The 21,172-nt window shown below is 29.4% G+C and carries 20 protein-coding genes; 1 reads left to right on the top strand and 19 read right to left on the bottom strand.

Features of this window, described 5'->3' with window-relative positions; translation table 11 throughout:
• On the bottom strand, positions 1-1,167 hold the full coding sequence (gene nifV / locus psyc5s11_RS00485) for a homocitrate synthase (protein ID WP_224035738.1): 1,167 nt from the start codon (positions 1,165-1,167) through the stop codon (positions 1-3).
• Between the two features lie 470 nt (positions 1,168-1,637).
• Positions 1,638-3,746, bottom strand: coding sequence for an anaerobic ribonucleoside triphosphate reductase (locus psyc5s11_RS00480; RefSeq protein WP_224035737.1), 2,109 nt, complete (start codon positions 3,744-3,746; stop codon positions 1,638-1,640).
• Positions 3,747-4,133: 387 nt separating this feature from the next.
• Here psyc5s11_RS00480 and psyc5s11_RS00475 point away from each other — a divergent pair, with 387 nt between their 5' ends.
• Entirely contained in the window at positions 4,134-4,340 is a 207-nt protein-coding gene (locus psyc5s11_RS00475; RefSeq protein ID WP_224035736.1) for a hypothetical protein, read from the top strand.
• Between the two features lie 212 nt (positions 4,341-4,552).
• On the opposite strand, the gene psyc5s11_RS00470 is transcribed toward psyc5s11_RS00475, so the two are convergent.
• The 17 genes from psyc5s11_RS00470 to rbsK form a co-directional block, all read right to left on the bottom strand.
• The gene (locus psyc5s11_RS00470; protein WP_224035735.1) at positions 4,553-4,744 is read right to left on the bottom strand and encodes a ferredoxin; all 192 of its coding nucleotides are present in this window, start codon (positions 4,742-4,744) and stop codon (positions 4,553-4,555) included.
• 138 nt (positions 4,745-4,882) lie between these two features.
• Positions 4,883-5,725 (bottom strand): Mrp/NBP35 family ATP-binding protein, encoded by an 843-nt coding sequence (locus psyc5s11_RS00465; protein ID WP_375542003.1) that lies wholly within the window; start codon positions 5,723-5,725, stop codon positions 4,883-4,885.
• Positions 5,726-5,741: 16 nt separating this feature from the next.
• Positions 5,742-6,581: a hypothetical protein gene (locus tag psyc5s11_RS00460; RefSeq protein ID WP_224035733.1), complete on the bottom strand. Its 840-nt coding sequence runs from the start codon at positions 6,579-6,581 to the stop codon at positions 5,742-5,744.
• Positions 6,571-7,341 (bottom strand): prolipoprotein diacylglyceryl transferase, encoded by a 771-nt coding sequence (locus tag psyc5s11_RS00455; RefSeq protein ID WP_224035732.1) that lies wholly within the window; start codon positions 7,339-7,341, stop codon positions 6,571-6,573. Before psyc5s11_RS00455 ends, psyc5s11_RS00460 begins: the two co-directional genes overlap by 11 nt.
• Before the next feature lie 159 nt (positions 7,342-7,500).
• Positions 7,501-8,067 (bottom strand): hypothetical protein, encoded by a 567-nt coding sequence (locus psyc5s11_RS00450; protein ID WP_224035731.1) that lies wholly within the window; start codon positions 8,065-8,067, stop codon positions 7,501-7,503.
• 14 nt (positions 8,068-8,081) lie between these two features.
• Entirely contained in the window at positions 8,082-9,848 is a 1,767-nt protein-coding gene (locus psyc5s11_RS00445; RefSeq protein ID WP_224035730.1) for a hypothetical protein, read from the bottom strand.
• Positions 9,849-10,009: 161 nt separating this feature from the next.
• Positions 10,010-10,861, bottom strand: a complete 852-nt coding sequence (rsmA, locus tag psyc5s11_RS00440) for a 16S rRNA (adenine(1518)-N(6)/adenine(1519)-N(6))-dimethyltransferase RsmA (protein ID WP_224035729.1) — start codon at positions 10,859-10,861, stop codon at positions 10,010-10,012.
• Complete coding sequence (gene rnmV / locus psyc5s11_RS00435; protein ID WP_224035728.1) at positions 10,862-11,419, bottom strand: ribonuclease M5; 558 nt, start codon at positions 11,417-11,419, stop codon at positions 10,862-10,864. It abuts the gene before it with no gap.
• 140 nt (positions 11,420-11,559) lie between these two features.
• Positions 11,560-12,615: a 3D domain-containing protein gene (locus psyc5s11_RS00430; protein WP_224035727.1), complete on the bottom strand. Its 1,056-nt coding sequence runs from the start codon at positions 12,613-12,615 to the stop codon at positions 11,560-11,562.
• Between the two features lie 294 nt (positions 12,616-12,909).
• Positions 12,910-13,695, bottom strand: a complete 786-nt coding sequence (locus tag psyc5s11_RS00425; RefSeq protein WP_224035726.1) for a TatD family hydrolase — start codon at positions 13,693-13,695, stop codon at positions 12,910-12,912.
• Between the two features lie 207 nt (positions 13,696-13,902).
• Positions 13,903-14,901, bottom strand: a complete 999-nt coding sequence (locus tag psyc5s11_RS00420; RefSeq protein WP_224035725.1) for a LacI family DNA-binding transcriptional regulator — start codon at positions 14,899-14,901, stop codon at positions 13,903-13,905.
• Positions 14,902-15,332: 431 nt separating this feature from the next.
• Positions 15,333-15,980, bottom strand: a complete 648-nt coding sequence (gene fsa, locus psyc5s11_RS00415; RefSeq protein ID WP_224035724.1) for a fructose-6-phosphate aldolase — start codon at positions 15,978-15,980, stop codon at positions 15,333-15,335.
• 171 nt (positions 15,981-16,151) lie between these two features.
• Positions 16,152-17,084, bottom strand: a complete 933-nt coding sequence (rbsB, locus tag psyc5s11_RS00410; RefSeq protein ID WP_224035723.1) for a ribose ABC transporter substrate-binding protein RbsB — start codon at positions 17,082-17,084, stop codon at positions 16,152-16,154.
• A 111-nt stretch (positions 17,085-17,195) separates the two neighbouring features.
• Positions 17,196-18,125 (bottom strand): ABC transporter permease, encoded by a 930-nt coding sequence (locus tag psyc5s11_RS00405; RefSeq protein WP_224035722.1) that lies wholly within the window; start codon positions 18,123-18,125, stop codon positions 17,196-17,198.
• 36 nt (positions 18,126-18,161) lie between these two features.
• Positions 18,162-19,661, bottom strand: a complete 1,500-nt coding sequence (locus psyc5s11_RS00400) for a sugar ABC transporter ATP-binding protein (RefSeq protein ID WP_224035721.1) — start codon at positions 19,659-19,661, stop codon at positions 18,162-18,164.
• A gap of 12 nt (positions 19,662-19,673) precedes the next feature.
• Positions 19,674-20,069, bottom strand: coding sequence for a D-ribose pyranase (gene rbsD, locus psyc5s11_RS00395; protein WP_224035720.1), 396 nt, complete (start codon positions 20,067-20,069; stop codon positions 19,674-19,676).
• 2 nt (positions 20,070-20,071) lie between these two features.
• Positions 20,072-21,001 (bottom strand): ribokinase, encoded by a 930-nt coding sequence (rbsK, locus tag psyc5s11_RS00390; protein ID WP_224035719.1) that lies wholly within the window; start codon positions 20,999-21,001, stop codon positions 20,072-20,074.
• Positions 21,002-21,172: the final 171 nt, after the last annotated feature.

The raw sequence follows: 21,172 nt of genomic DNA, 5'->3' as shown, positions 1-21,172 counted from the left end.
CTATTTATTTTTTTCTTCTAATTGTCTATGATACTCTTTATATAATTGAACTACTTCTTTGTCAAATAAAGTTCTCTTCAATCTAACTGATGTGGATCTTACAAGCTCTAATATTCCTTTTGCTTCATCATCCGTAAGTACTCTATTATATTCTTTGAATTTATTTATTATTGAAGCTCTACCAGAGTGCTTTCCTATAACAATTTGTCTTTCAAGTCCCACTATTTTTGGATCGAAAGCTTCATAATTTTTAGGATCCTTTATTGCTCCATCTGCATGAATTCCTGATTCATGTGCGAACATATTTGTTCCAACAATTGCTTTCCATATTGGAAGTTCTCTTCCCGATGCTCTTGATACATATTGTGATACTTCTCTAAACATTTGAGTATTTATTGTATCACCATTATATCCATAAACAAGCATTAATGCCATTATAACTTCTTCTAATGCTGCATTTCCCGCTCTTTCTCCAAGACCATTTACAGTTACTCCAACATGTGATGCTCCGCCTTTAATACCAGCTACTGCATTAGCTGTTGCCATTCCAAAGTCATCATGAGTATGCATTTCTATATCAAAGTTTGTTTTATCATATATATATTTAATATCATCTCTGATTTTAAATGGTTCCATAATTCCTACAGTATCACAATATCTAAATCTATCTGCCCCTGCTTGTTTAGCTGCATTAATGTATTCAACTAAAAAGTCTTTATCTGCTCTAGATGCATCTTCCCCATTAACAGATACATAAAGACCATTTTTCTTTGCATATTCTACAGATTTAACCATGCTTTCTAATACCCATTCTCTAGATGTCCTAAGCTTATGTTGAATGTGTATATCAGATACTGATATTGATATAGCAACTGCATCAACACCACAATCTATTGATTGTTCTATATCACCAATTACAGCTCTATTCCATGCCATTATACTAGGTTTTAAATTTCTTTTTACAATTTCTTTTATAGCCTCTTTTTCGTCTCCACCCATTGTAGGAATTCCTACTTCTAGTTGATCAACCCCTAAGTCACTTAGCATTTGTGCTATCATTATTTTTTCTTCATTAGCAAAAACTACCCCTGCGGTTTGTTCCCCATCTCTAAGAGTGGTATCTACTATAGTAACTTTTTTGTTTTCTTTCAAATTACTAACTGCCATTGCAATCCCTCCACTTATATTTCTTAACTTATTGCATATTAAAATAATATTTTTAACAATAAAATTTCATTTTATTAGCCTTCTTTTATAATACCATATACCATCATCTATAGACAAGTATTATTCCTATTTTTGCAACAATCCCTAGGCTTCCATTCAAGTAATTAAAACAATCAACCTATTTAAGTTAAAATCAGTGCTATTATTGCAAGTTTTTTTTTCAATATTGCAATACTTTTATGATTTAAATTTAAGCCTTTATAATAAGTTTACTTATTTTATCCAAAATTTATACTAATTATATTATGTTAATAATCTTAAATAAATATATTATTTAGTTTATAATATGCATTTTTGCAAAGTTAACAATAAAAAATGCTATCTTAAAATAATATTATGAACTGAAGTCAATTCATTTTCTTATTTTAAGATAGCTTCTCAATTATTAATTAAATATGAGTTTATATTTTCTAATAATGATGCCCATGATTTTCTGTATGAGATATTCTTTCTTCTCTTTCATGGTATTTTCCTGCACCAAATCTTTCATCTAAACTTAAATATCCTGTAACTCTTGATATTCCTTGTATATCTTGGCTTCCGCATTTTGGACAACTACTTTGATTTTCATGTAAGTAAGTCCCACATTCCCTACAATATCTTATATGAAAATTAATTCCCACATAACCAATATTAGTATGCTTATACGCATAATTTATTATATCCATTACCGTTTCTGTAGTTGGTGCATCATCTACTTCAATATAGCTTATATGTCCACCATTGCAAAGCTTATGATATGGTGCTTCAATATCAATTTTATCTTTAATAGATATTGCATAGGCAACTGGTACATGAAAACTATTTGTATAATATTCTTTATCAGTTACTCCATCTATTATTCCAAATATCTTTTGGTCTTGTTTTATAAACTTACCTGAAAGACCTTCTGCTGGCGTTGCATAACAGCTCCAATTCAATTTATATTCTTCTGTAATCTTATCTGTATATTGTTTCATATGTTCAATAATCTTTATTCCAAGTTCTCTAGCTTCAGCATCTTCACCATGATGCTTACCTGTTAATGCTACTAAAGTTTCAGCAAGTCCTATGAATCCTATTCCCCATGTACCTTGCTTTAATATTGGTTCTATTGAATCATCAGGTCCTAAGCCTTCTGAACCTTTCATAAGACCTTGACCTGCAACAAAAGGCAAATCCTTAACTCTTAATTTTATTAACACACTATATCTATGGATTAAAGAATCCTTTGATAATTCTAGTCTTGAATCTAATATCTCAAAAAACTTATTTATATCACCTTTGGCTTGCAATCCTATTCTTGGAAGATTAATAGTTGTAGGTGCTATATTTCCTCTACCCTTACAACCTGGTTCACCATTTATATTTTTCATAAGGTAAGTTCTACATCCCATAGTTGCTGGAACATATCCCTTATCATAATATTCTTTATTAAAATCTGCATCAATGTTCATGAATGTTGGATTCATTCTTTTTGCAGCTACTCTACATGCTAATTTATATAGATAGAAATATGGATCATTTTCTTCTCTGTTAACTCCACATTTAACTCTAAAAATTATGTTTGGAAAAATTGGTTGCTCTCCCTTACCTAATCCTTTTTCATATTCTAAAAGAAAAACTTCACATACTAGTGCAGCGTCTGTACTTTCAGGTAATCCAATATTAATTGAACTAAATGGAACTTGAGATCCAGCTCTTGAATGCATTGTATTAAGATTGTAAACAACGCCTTGCATAGCTTGTTGTACTTTCTTTCTTACTCTTTTTTCAACTAAATCTTCTATCTTTTCTTTAGAAATTTCCAATTCTTCTAATTCTTTTCTGATTTCTTCTCTAGTAGGATTTACGAATATAGCCATATCATTGTCAAAATCCGGGTGAGATTGGCCTCCAAACATATCATTTTGAGTTGATTGTAATAAAATACATGATAATTCAGCAGCTGTTTCTATTCTCCTAGGAGCATTAATTGTTCCATATCCTGTATTAAATCCATTTTCTAGCATTTCTCTGGTTGGTATATGCAAACAATTTACAGTTAGATTATAACTATCTAAATCATGATAATATACATCTCCTGTTTCATGCGCTTTAGATAAATTTTTAGGCATTATAGCCAAAGTATTCCACTTATTTGATTCAGAAGCTATTCTAAGTAATTTTGAACTGAAATTATTTCCTACATTTGCATTATCTCTATCAGTCTCAACACCAATTTGTCTTATAGCTCTCATTAAATCTGATTTTATTTCTCTAACTTTAGTTCTTTCTTGTCTATATCCTGAATAAGCGAATGCTATATCTTTATGACCTTCATCATGTAACGCTTTCTCTACAAAATTTTGTATTTGTTCTACCGTTATGGTTCTTTTATACTCATCTTCAATATAGGTAATTACTTTCTGTACAGTATCTAATACTTGACTTTCTCTTAAATTTAAACCGATTTCAATAGCTGATCCTTTAATTGCTTGAGCTATCTTATCTGAATTAAATTCAACTTCTCTCCCATCCCTTTTCACAACATATAGCATTTTTTCCCCTCCATGACACAATATATAGTGTAGTCACTACTATGATATTATACTGTATTAAGTATTCATTAGCAATGCTTCTAATTTTTTATTTTTAAACCCCTAGATTTTAATTATCACTATTTATGTCTCATTATCTTTCGATTTGTTTCTTTTTTGAGACTTTTATATAGTTGACTTATTATAAATGCTTATTAATATTGTATTTTCCTACACTCCCACTATTTGTCCATTATTTTTTTCACTATTTTATGCTTATTTTTTATTATTTTTACCTAATGAAATTACAATGTTATATGATGCAATAAAATATTTCTATAATCTAATATGTATACTACTATCTCTATATGTAAATAATATTTACATATAGAAAGGAGTTATTTTAATATGAAAGATTTTATATTAGATTCAACCTATAAAGATGCTACTATTGTTAATAGTAATGGCGATATTTTCACTACATCATCTAATAATTTACCTTGCAATCCTATTGCTCACCATACAGTATATTTAAATAATACCAGTTCTAACTATAGCGCTAATCATAATAAAAATTATAAGTTTAACACTTATAATATAATTGACCATTTATAATAGTAAATATAAAATGAACTGACAAAGTGCTTTATATGATCTAATAGGATGAGATTTCTTGCTCGTAAGCCAGTTATTAACTTAGTTAAGTTAGCATGGTGAATGCAATTTTATAAGAAATTAGAAATTATTTATACGCTTTAAATTTCTATAGAAATAAAAAATAGGATTGATGCTTGCTTTTATGCAATCATCAATCCTATTTTTATATTCTATTCCTCTATTTCGATTGCATCTACAGGGCAGCTTTCTTCTGCTTCTTTTGCCGAATCTTCAGAACCATTTGGAACTTCATCAACTATTGCTCCTGCTTTTCCATCATCCTCCATGTCAAAACATTCTGGACATATTGATGGACATAATCCACATGCTATGCAAGTGTCTTTATCTACTTTTGGTTTCATTAATAAATCAATCCTTTCTAATATAAAATTACTAACTTATTATTTCCTAAGAAATATTAAGTTATGTATATGTAACATCATAATTTAGAAATAATATCAAAATAATTATTATCGTTACAACGAGTAACACCTATACTTTTAATATAACCCTTCAAATATTAATGAATATAATGGATTTTCTCTAATATATTCTTCAGCTTTGCCTTCTTCTAGTGCTTCTGTAAATTCAATATCAATTGGAAGTTCTCCTATTAGAGGCAATCCTAGATATTCGGCATTTTCCTCTGAAGATTTCCTGCTAAATACTCTTATTCTTTTATCACAATCTGGGCAGTTTATGTACGCCATATTTTCTACTACACCTTTAATTTTTACACCTATTTTTTGAGCCATAATAACAACTTTCTTAACAATCATCGATACCATATCTTGTGGTGTAGAAACTATTACTATTTCATCAATTGGAAACTCTTGCATTACAGTTAAAGCTATATCTCCAGTACCTGGTGGCATATCTATAAGTAAATAGTCAAGTTCTCCCCAATTAGTTTCTATAAACATTTGTTTTAATACACCTGTAATTACAGGGCCTCTCCATATAACGGGTTCTTCTTCAACTGCAGTTAAAAGGTTCATAGAAATCACCTTTATTCCACTTTCTGTTTCTACAGGTTCAAATCTTACCATATCATTTTCTAACGGAATTATAGTTGCTCTTTTACTATTAACGCCAAAAAACCTCGGCATCGATGGTCCTGTAATATCTGCATCTAAAACTCCTACTTTATAGCCTTTTTTAGCTAACATAGTTGCCATAATCCCAGTGACTGTTGATTTACCGACACCACCTTTCCCGCTTATAACACCTATAACATTTTTAATCTTTCCATATCTAGATATTAATTTCAAACTTTCTTCTTTACAGCCTTCACCCTTAGATTGGCATGTATCCTTACTTTTACAACTTTCGCAACTCATTATTTATCCTCCCTTTACGCTACCAGTCTTGTGGCATTTTATCTGGTTCGCTTACTTTAATGTCCCAATCTTTATAGTTATATTCTGCTACTATATAATAACTCTCAAAAGACTTATCTTTCTTATTCTCTACAGTTATTAATGTTTTAAAAGTTGTGCTATTATATCCTCTATTTTTAACTTTAATTACTGTATCAAAATCCCCATAATTATTATTCACCATATGAACATTTGGTAAAGTCTTATTTAAATTTTTCTTAAATTCTTCTAAATCCGCAGAAAATATATATTTTAAGCAATCTGAATCTGTGCCTATATCTATTCCAACTTTATTGTCATTATATAAAACATCCTTTTTACGTTCAATAACCTTCAATATTGATTGATAATATATGTATTGAAAATCTCTTGGTTTTCTTATAACTGAAAGATTTTGCATTATAGTATTTTCTAAATTCTTTGAAACTGAAAAAGCTTTATATTCATTATAGAAGTTACCTGTATCACGCTCACTTGCTCCAACTACATATTGATATTTTTCCTTTACTTCATCTCCAATACATACCTCAAATATATAATCTGGATCAAGAGAACTCTTTTTTGAAACCTCACTACCCTCTGACAAGAGTTTATAAATATCATCTATTGCGTTACTATTAGTAACCATAAATCTAAATCCGCTGTCTCTAACATTTTGTATTACAATCTTATCTATCTTATTTTGTTTTATATACTCAAATTGTTCATTTTTAAGATTCATTTTAACTTCTAAATTATTAATAAATGTACAGCCTGAGAGCATCATACTTAAAGTTAATAATGCAGTTAATATTATAATTGAAAATTTATTATTCTTCAATGTTCTTCTTCGCTCCTTTAAAAATCTTGTGATTATTGAAAATAATAATCCCCAGCGCTAAAGTAAATATTGCAATAAATTGTGATGTAGAAAAAATTCCAACACTACCTCTTTCATCATCTCTTAAAAATTCTACTAAAAATCTTCCTATGCTATATATTATTAAATACAAACCCACCACTTTTCCAGTCTTTCTTTCCTTTTTACTATAATATAATAGCAAAAATCCTAATAAAAAATCAAAAACAGAAGAATAAATTTGCGTTGGATATAAATGTATCCCTATTGGTGCAAGAGAATTTTTAGGAAACTCAACTCCTATAGCTGATGTAGTTTCTGCCCCATAACAGCACCCTGCCAGGAAACATCCAATTCTTCCAAACCCTTGAGCTATTGCAAGGCCTGGCACTGTCATGTCTAGCATTTCGATTATATTCCATTTCTTTTTTTTACAATATAAGTACATAGCTAAGGCTCCACCACCTATAGCTCCATATATAACAAAACCATATCCAAAATTTAATAATATACTTGGATCTTTTATAATATTCTTGAATTCAGTTATTATAAATAATCCTTTTCCACCAAGCATTCCGCCTATTATAGCAAAAATAATTAAATTTAATAATGAATCCTCATTAAAATCTTTCTTTTTTCCCTTATTTATAAATAAAGTGGCTGCAACAATTATACCAATTGCAATCATTAATCCATAACTCTTTACCTGTATACCAAATATCTCAAATAATATTATTCTCATTATTTCCCTCCAAACGTCAAATAAGTATCAAGGAGAAGCTAGTTTCTGCCTCTCCTTGATACTTAAATTATAATACTTATGCTTATCCTTGGCAAATTTTATTTGTTTTACTTAAGGTATACAATACGAGTTTAAACATTACACCTATTACGTTATTTTTCAAACTACTTTAATACTTGATATAATAGTATTTAAAATAATATTCATATCTTCCCTAGACTGCTTTTTCTTAATATTAAACAATACCTTTATTGTTTTGCCATCTTCTAAATTCAAATAATAACATTCATTTTTAAAGTCATACCCATTTTTAACACTTGTTTCATATTCTACTAACACTCCAGCATTATTAGAATTCTTAAAAGGCATTATTTGTGTATTAAAGTATTCCAAATACTGATTGTTCAAATCATTTTCTGCAAATACATCTAAATCTTCTTTAGTATTTATTACCTCCACTAAACCAGTGATTTTATTATTTTTGTCTTTGAAATTTAATTTATAACTTACATATTGGCCGTTGCTTTCCGTTTCCTCTACAATCCATTCACTTGGCAACGATATAACATACTTATCCTCATCAAAATCATATTTCTTAAAATCACTTATCCCCTTATCCATAAGAACTAATTGCTCAAAATTTACCTTAAAGAAACCTTGCGTTATGGCTAGTATTAGCATTAATGATATCAATATTGACATGACAATTAATTGCTTTTTATTCATATCAATCTTATTCCCTATTTTGTTGGGATTACAATTGAAGAATTATTGAAATCATAGAACATTAGCCAATACCCTATATCATTTTCATCATCACTAGTCCATGTTACAAATCCTGTTCTACCTCCATATGGTTGATCATTTTTTTCCTTACCTCCTGGAATTCCATATACAATATATTTTATTTCTCCATTTGTATTGCATTTATACCCTAATAAAAAATTACCTGATTTACTAATGTAAGGATAATAATTTAGCATTGGATAATATGCCAATGTATATTTATTATAATTTGATTCATCACACAAATCTTCTATGCTCTTTACATTTATTTTATATAATTTGCAATAATTTATATCAGTTAAGCTTCCTTTATATGGTTCAAAATCTTCTGCAAGTTTTTCAAAATACTGACCCACTTCTCCATTCATTTTAAAACTTTCATTTGAAGTTGCTTGTTGAATATTACCTGACTCCACTTGCTGCATATTGCTATTAATATTTGGTTGTTGTATGTTATTGCTATTTACGTTTGGTTGTTTCATATTATCTGTACTTGGCTGTTGTTTAATATTATTTGAACCTGCTTTTTGAATGTCATTTTCATATTCATCAAAATCTACTATATCTAATCTATCTATCCTATCCAATCTATTTTTTTCACTTGTTTCATTTAATTTATCTAGCTTAAAGTTTTCTTCTATCCTCCTAGAATTGCCTTGAATATTATCAAAATGTTGGTTATCATTTCTACATTTCTTTTCTATTTTAAATTTTTTCCACTTACAGTCATCATTTTTTTTATCTCTTACAAAACCATAAATTATAATATCTTCATGTAAGTTATTTATCCTTAAGTCTATTACACCATCATAATCATCTAATTTTTTAGCTACTTTGTTAATGACTTCCTCTATGCTTTCATTCATCTCATGCTTAATGCATTTTTTAGTTCCTTCTATATTCTCATGCTTCTCACATTTAACACATTTCTTAGCTTCCTTGCACTTATTTCTATCTTCCTCTAAAACATTTATATCTTCAGCTATATTTTCATCATTTTTAGTAATCCTATTTTGTGCTTTATCTTCTACTTTAGAATTATCTACATTTATGACTCCTACTTCTTTGTTTTCCTTTTCATCTTTTTTACGCTCAACTAATCCACTTTCTAATTCAGATGTTTCTACAATTCTAGCTTCTACAATTTTAGCTTCTACAATATTTGCCTGTGATATTATAGCTTTATCTGCGATTCCTGAACTAAGAATCTCCTTCTTTTTTGGTTCTATATCAAACTTATCAATATGCTTCCTAGGTTCGTCCTCCGGTTTATTAATATACTTTTTAGAATCTACTTTAACAACTTTGAATTTTCTCCAGTTATCCGTAGAATCTTCTCCATTCATAAAACCATGCATTATAAACTCAGTTTCATTATCCTTCACCTTACAAATTGCGGCTCCAGATATTTTTTCATAAGACATTCCAATGCCAGCTATGTTATTGACATAGTATTCTTTGCTGGTATCCCCTTTTCCAACTCCATTTATTGCTAGAGGTCCTAAATCAATTAATTGTTTTAAGTCCCTTTTACAACAAATAAGTACCATGGAATAGTTATCTTCTTGTTTAAGATTTTGGGCATAAAATGATACCTTACATTTGTCACCTTTTGCCTCAACCTTAGCATATCCAGATAAAGCTTTATCGTTAGAATGAGAATACCCTCTTTCATCTTCCTGTAATATTATAAAATTTCTATATAATTTATTATGTGCCAACCCTATATTCCCTCCACATATATTTATTCAATATATTATATGCATAAGAATTACTATTATGATTCAATTAAAGCACATGAAAAATAACAGGCCTTATTTTAAGACAATGCCTGTTATTTTCTTAAATATATTTAAATTTTTAGAATTTTTCTATAATATCTTTAATCGTTGTTTTTCACATCATATATGCAATCTGCTAACGTTGCAAATTCTTGTACTGATAGAGTTTCTGCTCTTCTCTTAGGGTCTATTCCCGATTTTTTAAATGCTTCTTCTGATTTTTCCTTACTTACATTAAGTGCCTTTGTAGCATTCCATAAGGTCTTTCTTCTCATATTAAATCCAGCCCTTACTAATTCAAACATAAACTTTACATCCTTAGTTTCAACTCTTGGCTTATCTAATCTATCTAATTTTATTACTATAGATTCAACCTTTGGTCTTGGAATAAATGATGTTGGTGCTACTCTTCTTATTATGCTAGTATTACAATAATACTGTACTAAAACAGATATTGCTCCATATTCCTTGCAATTTGGTTCTGAATTAATTCTTTCTGCAACTTCCTTTTGTATCATGATAGTTAAAGACTTAAATTTATATCCATCCTTCAAAAGCTTAAGAATTATAGGTGTTGTAACGTAATATGGAAGATTAGCTACAAGCTTAACATTTTTTTCTTCGCCAATAAGTTCATTAAAATCTACTTTAAGTGCATCTTTATGTATTAAATTGAAATTCTCATGATCCCCTAATTCCTTTTCCAGAATAGGAATTAAGTCACTATCAAGTTCTATTGCAGTTACTTTTTTTGCTTTCATTAAAAGCTGAGCAGTTAATGTTCCTACTCCCGGACCAATTTCTATAATAAAATCTTCATTATTTACTTCTGCTCCATCTATTATGTCATCAAGTACTGAATCATCAACTAAAAAATTTTGACCAAGACTTTTTGTAAATTTAAAATTATACTTGTTAACTAGTTCTTGAGTTTTTATATTCTTTAAATCCATTTACTTCTTACCCACTTCCAATTGTTTTTCTATTTCTTTTATAGCACTCGCAAATTCTTCCTTTGTTATTCCATAATTATTTAATCTCGAAATCATTTGAGTTGCATTACCATATCCTATGCCCAATATTTTACCGAGCATACGTCTTCTAATCTTTGATGTGTCATCTCCCGTAAGCTTAAAATAGAACATATCTTGTATAGTAAAAAATTCTTGCTTTTCTACCTGTGTTATCTTAGCCATTTCAAGCGCTTTTAAAATAACCTCTGGACAAGCATTTTCAACTCCGATGTCTCCATTTTTAAGTCCATCTTCTTTTGCAATATATGCATGCTTTATCCCCTTAACTCTCTTAGATATTATTCTTCTTATCTTCTCTCCCGCAAAATCTGGATCAGTCAAAACAATTACTCCTTTTCTTTTTTGAGCTTCTTGTATTCTTGAAATTACCTTTGCATTTATTCCAAATCCTCCAACAGATATTATTTCTGCATCTATTGCCTTCTTTACAGCATCAACATCGTCTCTACCTTCAACAACGATTACTTCTTTTATCAATATATTATACTTCCTTTCATTAATTATTCATTATTAATCATTAGATATCACTTATTTTATCTCTTTTCTAAAAAAAAGGCAAAATCCCTATAATTTAAAGAAAAAAAATAGAGATAACAAATGTTATCTCCTAAGATAATCTACCATTCTCCTGGATTAGCAACTAGTAATACATTAACGGATCTTCTACCCCACTCATTACATTCGCTTGATGAATTAAGGTATATATCAACCTTGTCACCCCTTATAGCACCACCTGTGTCAGCTGCAATTGCATATCCATATCCATCTACATAAACTTTACTTCCTAATGGAATTACAGATGGGTCAACCGCAATTGTACTCAAACCGCCTTTATTTCTAACAGGTGTTCTTCCTGTAGCAGTATTTGAATGATTACTGTAAGCTGTTGCTGTACAATTAAGCTTCTTTTTATAATTTATGGTATCTCCGCCTCTACTTGCGTACACTTGCCCAGTTCCTTTTACCACTATTTCATTTTGTGGTTCTAAAATAGTTTTAGTGCTCCTTACATTACGAGAAACCTCTACTCCATCTTTATATATTATTTGATAGGTAATTTCCTTCTCGCCATTATTTCCTTCACTCTTAACCTTTTGAACACTAATATCTAAATTTGCATCTTTTTCAACTATTGTATCGAAATTAATTGCTTGTTTCTCAACAAGGTCTTTTGTTTCTACTTTAACAAGTTGTACACTTACGCCACCCTCTATTTTAGAATCTAATGAAGGTAATACTTCATCTACATCTTTGTTAAATTCAATGCCTTGTTCTTTTAATGTAGTTTCTTCTGCAACTAGCATATTCTCAATAGTATCTTCTGCTGTTTGCACTTGTACTTTTATCCCATTTGATTTAATTTCCACTGGAATAGCTGTCTTTAATTTAATAGTTTCTTTCTCAGATACTTTGGATTCCAATGATGGTTGCACTTTATCTTTAGAAGCTAGTTCTACGCCTCTTTCTTGCAACACATCTTTAACAGTCCCCTTGTACGTGACAAAAGTCTCTTCTTTACCGTCTATACTTAATACGAGCGTTTTTCTCATGCTCATTATTGTCACTGCTGTAACAACTACAACTGTCATTGCAATTGTTCCAATTATAATTTTTGCCTTGGTCGGACCGTTAGAAAAACTTTCTTTAACAAATTGTCCCAATTTTTCTACCACTATTTCCCCTCCTTTGGCAAGAGTGTTCCTTGAATTATATATTAATAATCCAAAACTGTCAAATTCATAACCTCTTGCATAATAATGAAGCTTAGTCATAATGCACTCTGTGCATAAAAATATAATAATATAAAAATGATAGCGGATTTTAACATTACTCCATTATAAAGTTAGAAATGAATGATATTTAATTGTTAACTTTTATACTTAATTGATGATAAATTGAATGCATTTATAATTTATTATCAATTGAGTACACCAATTATTATTTAAGTGTACAAAATATATTTTACCTTATTTTACCTTTTTTATCAACCTATTAAAATTCTCATTAAAGCTTAAATTTGCCTTGTATGGATCAATTTCCTTTATCTCTGCAATTTTAGTTATTATATATTCAATATAGTCCGATTTATTCCTTTTTCCTCGATTTGGCTCTGGCGCCATATACGGACAATCGGTTTCAACAAGAATTCTTTCTAGTGGTATTTCCCTAGCTACTTCAACAAGTTTTTTTGCATTTTTAAAAGTAACAACACCTGTAAATCCTATGTAGTATCCTAGCTCTATACATTCCTTTGCAAATTCCACACTTCCTGAAAAACAATGAACAGTACCAGTAACCTCCGGAAACTCATTCATTATCTCTAGTGTATCCTTATGTGCATCTCTATCGTGAATAACAACTGGAAAACTTAATTCTCTTGCCAAATTCATTTGCCTTCTAAATACTTCTTTTTGAACATCCTTAGGTGGATTCTCCTCCCAATAATAATCTAAACCAATCTCTCCTATTGCTACTATTTTATCATTATCTTTAATATACGCTTTAATCTCATCTAAGGTATCTTCCTTCATTTCATTAGCATTCTCCGGATGTATTCCTAGGGCTCCCAATATAAAATCATGGTCTTTAGTCAATTTATCTGTGGTTTTCAAACTATCATATGACGCTGCACAGTTTAATACTCCAATAACTCCATTTTCTCTAATTTCCTTTAACACGTATTCCCTATCTTCATTAAACTGATCATCATCATAATGAGCATGACTATCTATTATTTTAAATTTCTCTTTCATGATTAGTATCATCCTTTCTATGTAAGTACATTAAATCAATTAAATTGAATACTCGTAATTATTTTTAACATTCATCTTATGTCTAGTCGTTTAAACCTCGCATCTCTTTAGATTAGAGCTAAAATAATCGCACAATATTAGATGAATTCCCCTTTGAGGAGATAAATACAACTCATTCAGATATAGTATAAAGCTTCACTTTATGTACTAAGCTGTTCCACCAACTATAATATTAGGTGCAAAGTATATTTTTTTATTATCTATTGGCTCTCCCTTTATAATATCTATTATTAATTCACAGGCTTGTTGTCCCATACTGTAAATAGGTTGTTGAATTGTTGTAAGTTCCGGTTCAATCATTCTCGATAATATTATTCCATCAAATCCCACTACTAGAATATCTTCTGGAATTTTATATTCTCTTCTTTTGAGGGTTTTCATCCCTCCTATAGCCATTATATCATTAGAATAAAAAATAGCATCAACAGATTTACATTGATCAATTATCTGATTAGTTACTTCAATACCACCATCTAAAGAAAATGTACTTTCAAAAATTAATGATTTATTATAGATTCCATACTTAGTCATAATCTCCTTATACCCATCTATTCTTTCTTTATTTACATTTATTTTTTTTGGTCCAGACACAAATACTATATTTCGCTTACCTTTACCATATAAGTATTCTACACCACATTTTATCCCTTGTTTATTATCAAAGTAAACACCTGGATAATCTTCAAAACCTCTAATATATCTATCAACAAACACAAATGGTATTTCATTCAATTTTAATATGTTAGCACTAGCTTCACTTTCTTCTCCTGGAATTAAAATTATACCATCAATCAATTTGCTTATTAAAAGCTCTACATATTTTTTTTCCTTATTTGCATCATTATCAGAATTACACAAGATTACATTATATCCCAATTTATTTGCAATATCCTCCACAGCTCTTGATAGCTCTGAGAAAAATGGATTTGATATATCTGGAATAATTATTGCAATGCTTCCAGACTTTTTAGTATTTAAACCCCTAGCAATATTATTAGGTATGTATCCAGTTTGTTCTATAATATCGTATATCTTTTTTTTAGTCTCTTCACTTATACTACTATCCTTATTATTAATAACCATGGATACTGTAGTTTTTGACACTCCTACTTTTTCTGCAATATCTTTCATTGTTATCTTCTTCATATATTAGCTACCTCAATCCTTAATATTAATATGTAATGCATATTCTTAATATTTCTAATCTAATTATATATTAATCTACTGTTTGTCAATAGTAATTATCATCATATTTAAATGGTATGACCTTTTTATTTCTATAAGTATATGCTTAAAAATTAATTTGCTAGAAAAGCCATATAAAAAATAACTTATTTTTTATATGGCTTTGATTACTATAAACACTCTTTAATTTACAACCAATTAAACTTTTTATCCACATATTTATTGTTTTTTTATTCATAATATTAACTGAATTATTACTCATTTTGTTAGTAACTTTGCATTATTAATTTTTTATAATATCTGCCTAAATCCGCATTCTACAAGCAAATTCTAAAATTCTTAAGTTCTAAAGTTGTCGCATAACTGTTTATTATTATTTACAAATGATACACTTATTTACCGAAAGCTGCAGCCCAATCTGCTTTGAATTTTTCAAGTCCTTGATCTGTTAATGGATGTTTTATCATTTGTAATACTAAGCTATAAGGAATTGTTGAAATATTTGCTCCAGCTTGTGCCACTTGAATAACATGAATTGGATTTCTTACGCTAGCTGCAATTATTTCTGTTTCTATTCCGTGAATTGCAAATATATCTGCGATATTTCTAACTAGTTCCATTCCATCCATTGATATATCATCTATTCTTCCTAAAAATGGACTTACATATGTTGCTCCTGAATTTGCTGCAAGTAATGCTTGTGTTACTGAGAATATTAAAGTTACATTTGTTTTTATTCCTTCTTTAGATAAAACTTTAGTAGCCTTAAGTCCTTCTGCTGTCATTGGAATCTTTACAATCATATTTTTGTGAATTTTAGCAATTTCTCTTCCTTCTTTAATCATTCCTTGTGCATCTTCACTTATAACTTCTCCACTTATTGGTCCATCTACTATTTCTGTTATTTCCTTTATAACTTCATTAAAGTCTCTACCTTCTTTTGCAATTAGTGATGGGTTTGTAGTTACACCACATATTACTCCCATTTCATTTGCTTCTTTAATATGTTCTATGTTTGCTGTGTCTAAAAAAAATCTCATCTTTCTTACATCTCCTATTCTTTAATTTTATTTATCTCTATTTTATATTATTTGTCTCATAATTACGTTAACCAGTATTATTCTAATTTGTTATATTATAAAAGTATAATCCTTATTACATAAATTTCGGATTATACTTTTATTTATGACCTTAATAAAATTGTATCTTTATTACTTAGCCTTTACATATAATTTTAAGTCAGCTCCAATTTCCTTATCTACACTTTCTCCATTTAATATCTTTTTAGCATTTTCTATAGCCATACTTCCCATTAAATCTGGTTGTTGTGCTACTGTTGCTGCCAGTTCTCCTGAATCGACAGCTTTTTTGGCATCATCACCTCCATCAAATCCAACAACTACAGCTTTTTTCCCTGAAGTACTTAATGCTTTAACAGCACCTAATGCCATCTCATCATTTTGTGCAAAAATAGCTTGAATATCTGGATTTGATTGTAGCATGTTCTCAGTTACAGTTAATCCTTTTTGTCTATCAAAATCAGCTGGTTGAGATGATACAACCTTTAAGTTTTTGTCTGCATCAACTATATTATGGAACCCTGTTCCTCTATCACGTGTTGCAGAAGCACCTGTTGTTCCTTGAAGTTCTGCTATATTGCCTTTACCACCAAGTTGTTCTTTTATAAAGTTACCTGCCATTTCTCCACCTTTTACATTATCTGATGCTATATGGCAAATTACATCTCCACCATTGGATTTTCTATCTACAGTTATTACTGGAATTTTTTCATTATTCGCTTGACTAACTGAACTTTGAGCTGCATCACTGTCAACAGGATTAAGTATTATAGTACTAACTCCCTTTTGTAATAAATCTTGAACATTTGAAAGCTCTTTTGATGAATCATTTTGTGAATCAACAACTAATAATTCGTATCCTAATTCTTTAGCCTTAGCCTCAGCACCATCTTTTAGTGTTACAAAGAAAGGATTGTTTAAAGTTGAAACAACCATACCTATTTTTTTAGAATCAGATTTTTTACTTGGGGATGAACTATTACTGCTAGAGCTACATCCTACAAACACACCCATTGCCATAGTTGCTATAATTGCAACTGATACTAGTTTAAATATTTTTTTCATAAAATTCCCTCCTAAAAATGTTTGAATAAATTTTATTAGTTAAATCTATAGGGGCTACCTTCAGATTTAACTAGTAATATCGTGTTTTTTTTACCCTATATATTTTATGTATTAGTTAGCCTTTTTCTTGTCGATTAAAACTGCTAGTAGTATTACTAATCCTTTTACTATAGTTTGATAAAAGGCTGAAACATCCATAAGATTTAAACCATTATTTAAAACTCCAATAATTAGTACACCTATTAGTGTTCCAAGTATTGTTCCTTCTCCACCAACTAAATTTGTACCACCAATAACTATTGCTGCTATTGCATCTAATTCATATCCACTACCAGCTGTTGGTGCAGCTGATCCTATTCTACTTGTAACAATAATTCCAGCTATTGCGGCTGTAGCACCTGATATAATGTACACCCAGTTTTTGACACCATTAACATTTATACCCGAAAGCCTTGATGAATCTTCATTTCCACCTACTGCATATACATATCTTCCATATCTAGTTTGTGTCAAAACATACGCACAAATTGCAAATACAATTATGGTAATAATAACTGGAACAGGTATTCCTAATATTCTACTATTCGTTAGTTTCATAAAACTATCACCTAAACCTGATATAGGATTACCTCCAGTAAATACATACGTAACTCCTCTAAATACGGTTTGTGTAGCCAAAGTAGCTATAAATGCTTGGATTCTTCCTTTTGAAACAATTATTCCATTGATAAACCCTACTAAAATCCCTGTAAATAATGCTGCTAATATTCCTAGTGATATACTTCCTGTATTTTTTATAGTTACAGCTGATACTGCACCTGATATTGCAACAATTGATCCTACAGACAAATCTATTCCACCTGTAAGTATTACAAAAGTCATTCCTAATGATATAACTGCATTTACAGAAATTTGAGTAAATAAATTTCTTAAATTTGATATTTGTAGAAATGTTGGCGAAATTACACTAACAATTATGCATAATATAATTAATGCTAAAATAGATTTATATTTTAATAAATTGTCTTTTATATTAGTCATTTTTAACTCTCCCTTATAAAAAATTAAACTCTTTTTTTATTCTCCAATTGCTAATTTCATTATACTTTCTTGAGTTGCTTCTTTCCTGCTTAACTCTCCAGTTATTCTTCCTTCATGCATTACTACTACTCTATCTGATATTCCAAGTACTTCTGGCATATCTGAAGAAATCATAATAACTGCTTTTCCTTCAGCTTTTAGCGCATTTAGTACATCATATATCTCCTTTTTTGCACCTACATCTATACCTTTTGTTGGTTCATCTATTATTAAAACTTTAGGAGACTGTATAAGCCACTTCGCTATAATAACTTTTTGTTGATTACCCCCACTTAAATTCTTTATTAACTGGTCTTGACTAGGTGTTTTAATTGATAATTTTTTTATATATTCATCAACTATATTTTTTTCCTCTGCTTTACTTATACGAAACGTTTTCTTTTCAAACTTATCTAAAGAAGCTAATGTCATATTTTCTTTTACAGATAAAGGTAATATAAGTCCTTCTTTTTTTCTATCTTCCGATAAATATGCTATTCCGTTATTTATTGCATCTTTAGGACAATTAATGTTTACTTGTTTTCCATTTATCTCAATAGAACCACTAGTTTTTTTATATTCTCCAAAGATAACCTTTGCAACTTCTGATCTACCTGCACCCATAAGGCCTGACATTCCAAGGATTTCTCCTGCTCTTATTTCTAAATTAATTGATTTTAAAATACCGTCTAAACAAATATCCTTCAATTTTAATATAGGTGTTACATTAGTTGGTTCTTTATATGGATATTGTTCCTCCATTTTTCTTCCTACCATCATAGTTATCAAATCATCTTTGGTAACATCTTTTACCTTAACTTCACCTACATATTTTCCATCTCTTAAAACATTTATCCTATCACATATAGCAAAAATTTCGTCCAATCGATGAGATATATATATTATTGCTATATCCTTACTCTTAAGCATTTTAACAACTTTAAAAAGATTCTCCGTTTCTGTATCTGTTAAGGCTGTTGTTGGCTCATCCATAACTATTAAATTGGAGTTTTTAGAAATAGCTTTTACTATTTCAAGCATTTGCATTTCTCCAATGCTTATATTTTTAACATACTCATCTGGCTCAACATTACATCCTATTTGTTTTAGATAATCTTTACACATACTGTTCATTGTTTTTCTATCTAGCTTTTTAGTTAATTTGTTTATTTTTTCATTTCCTAAAAATAAATTCTCTGCAACTGTTAAATTCGGTAAAACACTCAACTCTTGATGTATTATTGATATACCTAATTTTTCAGCTTCCTTTACATTCTTTATATCTACTTCTGTGCCTTGTATAATAACTTTACCATCGTCTTTTTGATAAACACCACTTAAAATCTTCATTAATGTTGATTTTCCAGCACCATTTTCCCCCAAAAGAGCTAATACTTCTCCTTCATATAAACTTAAATTTATGTCTTCAAGTGCCTTTACTCCAGGAAAAGTTTTTGATATACCTTTCATTTCAAGTAAAGGAATATTTCTTTCCATAATTACTCCTCCTTAAAAAATCACTCCCGATTTAAGAATTATATTCGCATAAGGGGTTTGTTCTCCTGTTCTAATTATAGCCTTACACTCATTTAACATTACTTTCAACTCTTCATGAGTTATAAAAGTAAATTTTACATTTTTAAATTGTTTTTTTATTTCCATAAAAACCTTAGGATTATTTTCCTCTGTTTCTGTAGCCAAGATTACCTCTTCTACTTGAAGTTCTAATAATACATTCTTCAATGTATCTATAAAACTTGGAATATCTTTTGATAACGCTATATCTATCCGTTTTGTTTTATCAGGTATTGGTAATCCACAATCTCCTATAGCTATTAAATCTTTATGTCCCATTTTTGAAACTACACTAGAAATTTCTCCATTTAAGATACCAATTTTTTTCATTTTTATTCCTCCCCATAAATATCATTAACTTCTTTTAAAAATGGTATTGAAGGTTGTGCCCCTTCTCTTTGAACTGCTATTGCTGAAACCTTATTCCCAAATTTAACTGCTTCTACTAGTGAATTAATATTTAAATTAGATTTTATTAATTTAGTACTTATTGCTCCTATAAATGAATCTCCAGCTGCAGTACTATCTACTGCATTAACTTTATATGCAGGAATTAATATTCCATCCTCTTTTGATATCACAGCTGCACCCTTATCACCTAATGTAATAATCACATATTTAACTTCATTATTTAAAAATATATTTGCGGCTTGCTTTGCACTTTCTAAATCTTTAACATTTACTCCTGTAAGTGTTGTAGCTTCGGTCTCATTAGGTACTATCAGATCTGTATACTTAAGTAACTCTTTAGGAATTTCTTTTGCCGGAGCAGGATTTAAAATTGTAACAACTCCATTTTCTTTTGCAATTTTAAAAGCCTCTTTAATGACTTCAATTGGCGTCTCAAATTGCGCTACTATTATGTCACTACTAGCTATAACTTCTTTGCACTTATCTATTTCTTTTAAATCAAGAGTCATATTTGCACCTGGTACAACTATTATTGAATTATTACCTTCATTGTTTACAGTTATTATTGCTGTACCTGTTGGTTTAACATCATCTTTAAATATACTGTTAACATTTATATTTTCTTTTTCAAGACTATTTACCATTTCCAATCCATAAGCATCTTGACCCACTTTGCTTATCATATATACGTCTGCACCTAGTCTTCGTGATGCAACTGCTTGATTAGCACCTTTGCCACCATGTGCTAATTTAAAATTATCACTAAAAATTGTTTCTCCAACTAGTGGCATTTTATTTACTGAAACAACCATATCCATATTAATACTTCCAAGGATACAAACTTTATTCATACACTCACCTCTTCTTACTTAACCGGTTAAGTAATCCGGTTAAGTGAATTATAAAACGTTATCATAATAATGTCAATAGTTTTTTGTAAATGTTTTCTTACCGTTTAATTCTTTAAAATTTAATATAAAACTTTAAACTTACATTTAATTATTCATATAAACTTATATTTG

Source organism: Clostridium gelidum (assembly GCF_019977655.1).
GTDB lineage: Bacteria > Bacillota > Clostridia > Clostridiales > Clostridiaceae > Clostridium > Clostridium gelidum.
This window is presented reverse-complemented; position numbering and strand designations above follow the sequence as displayed.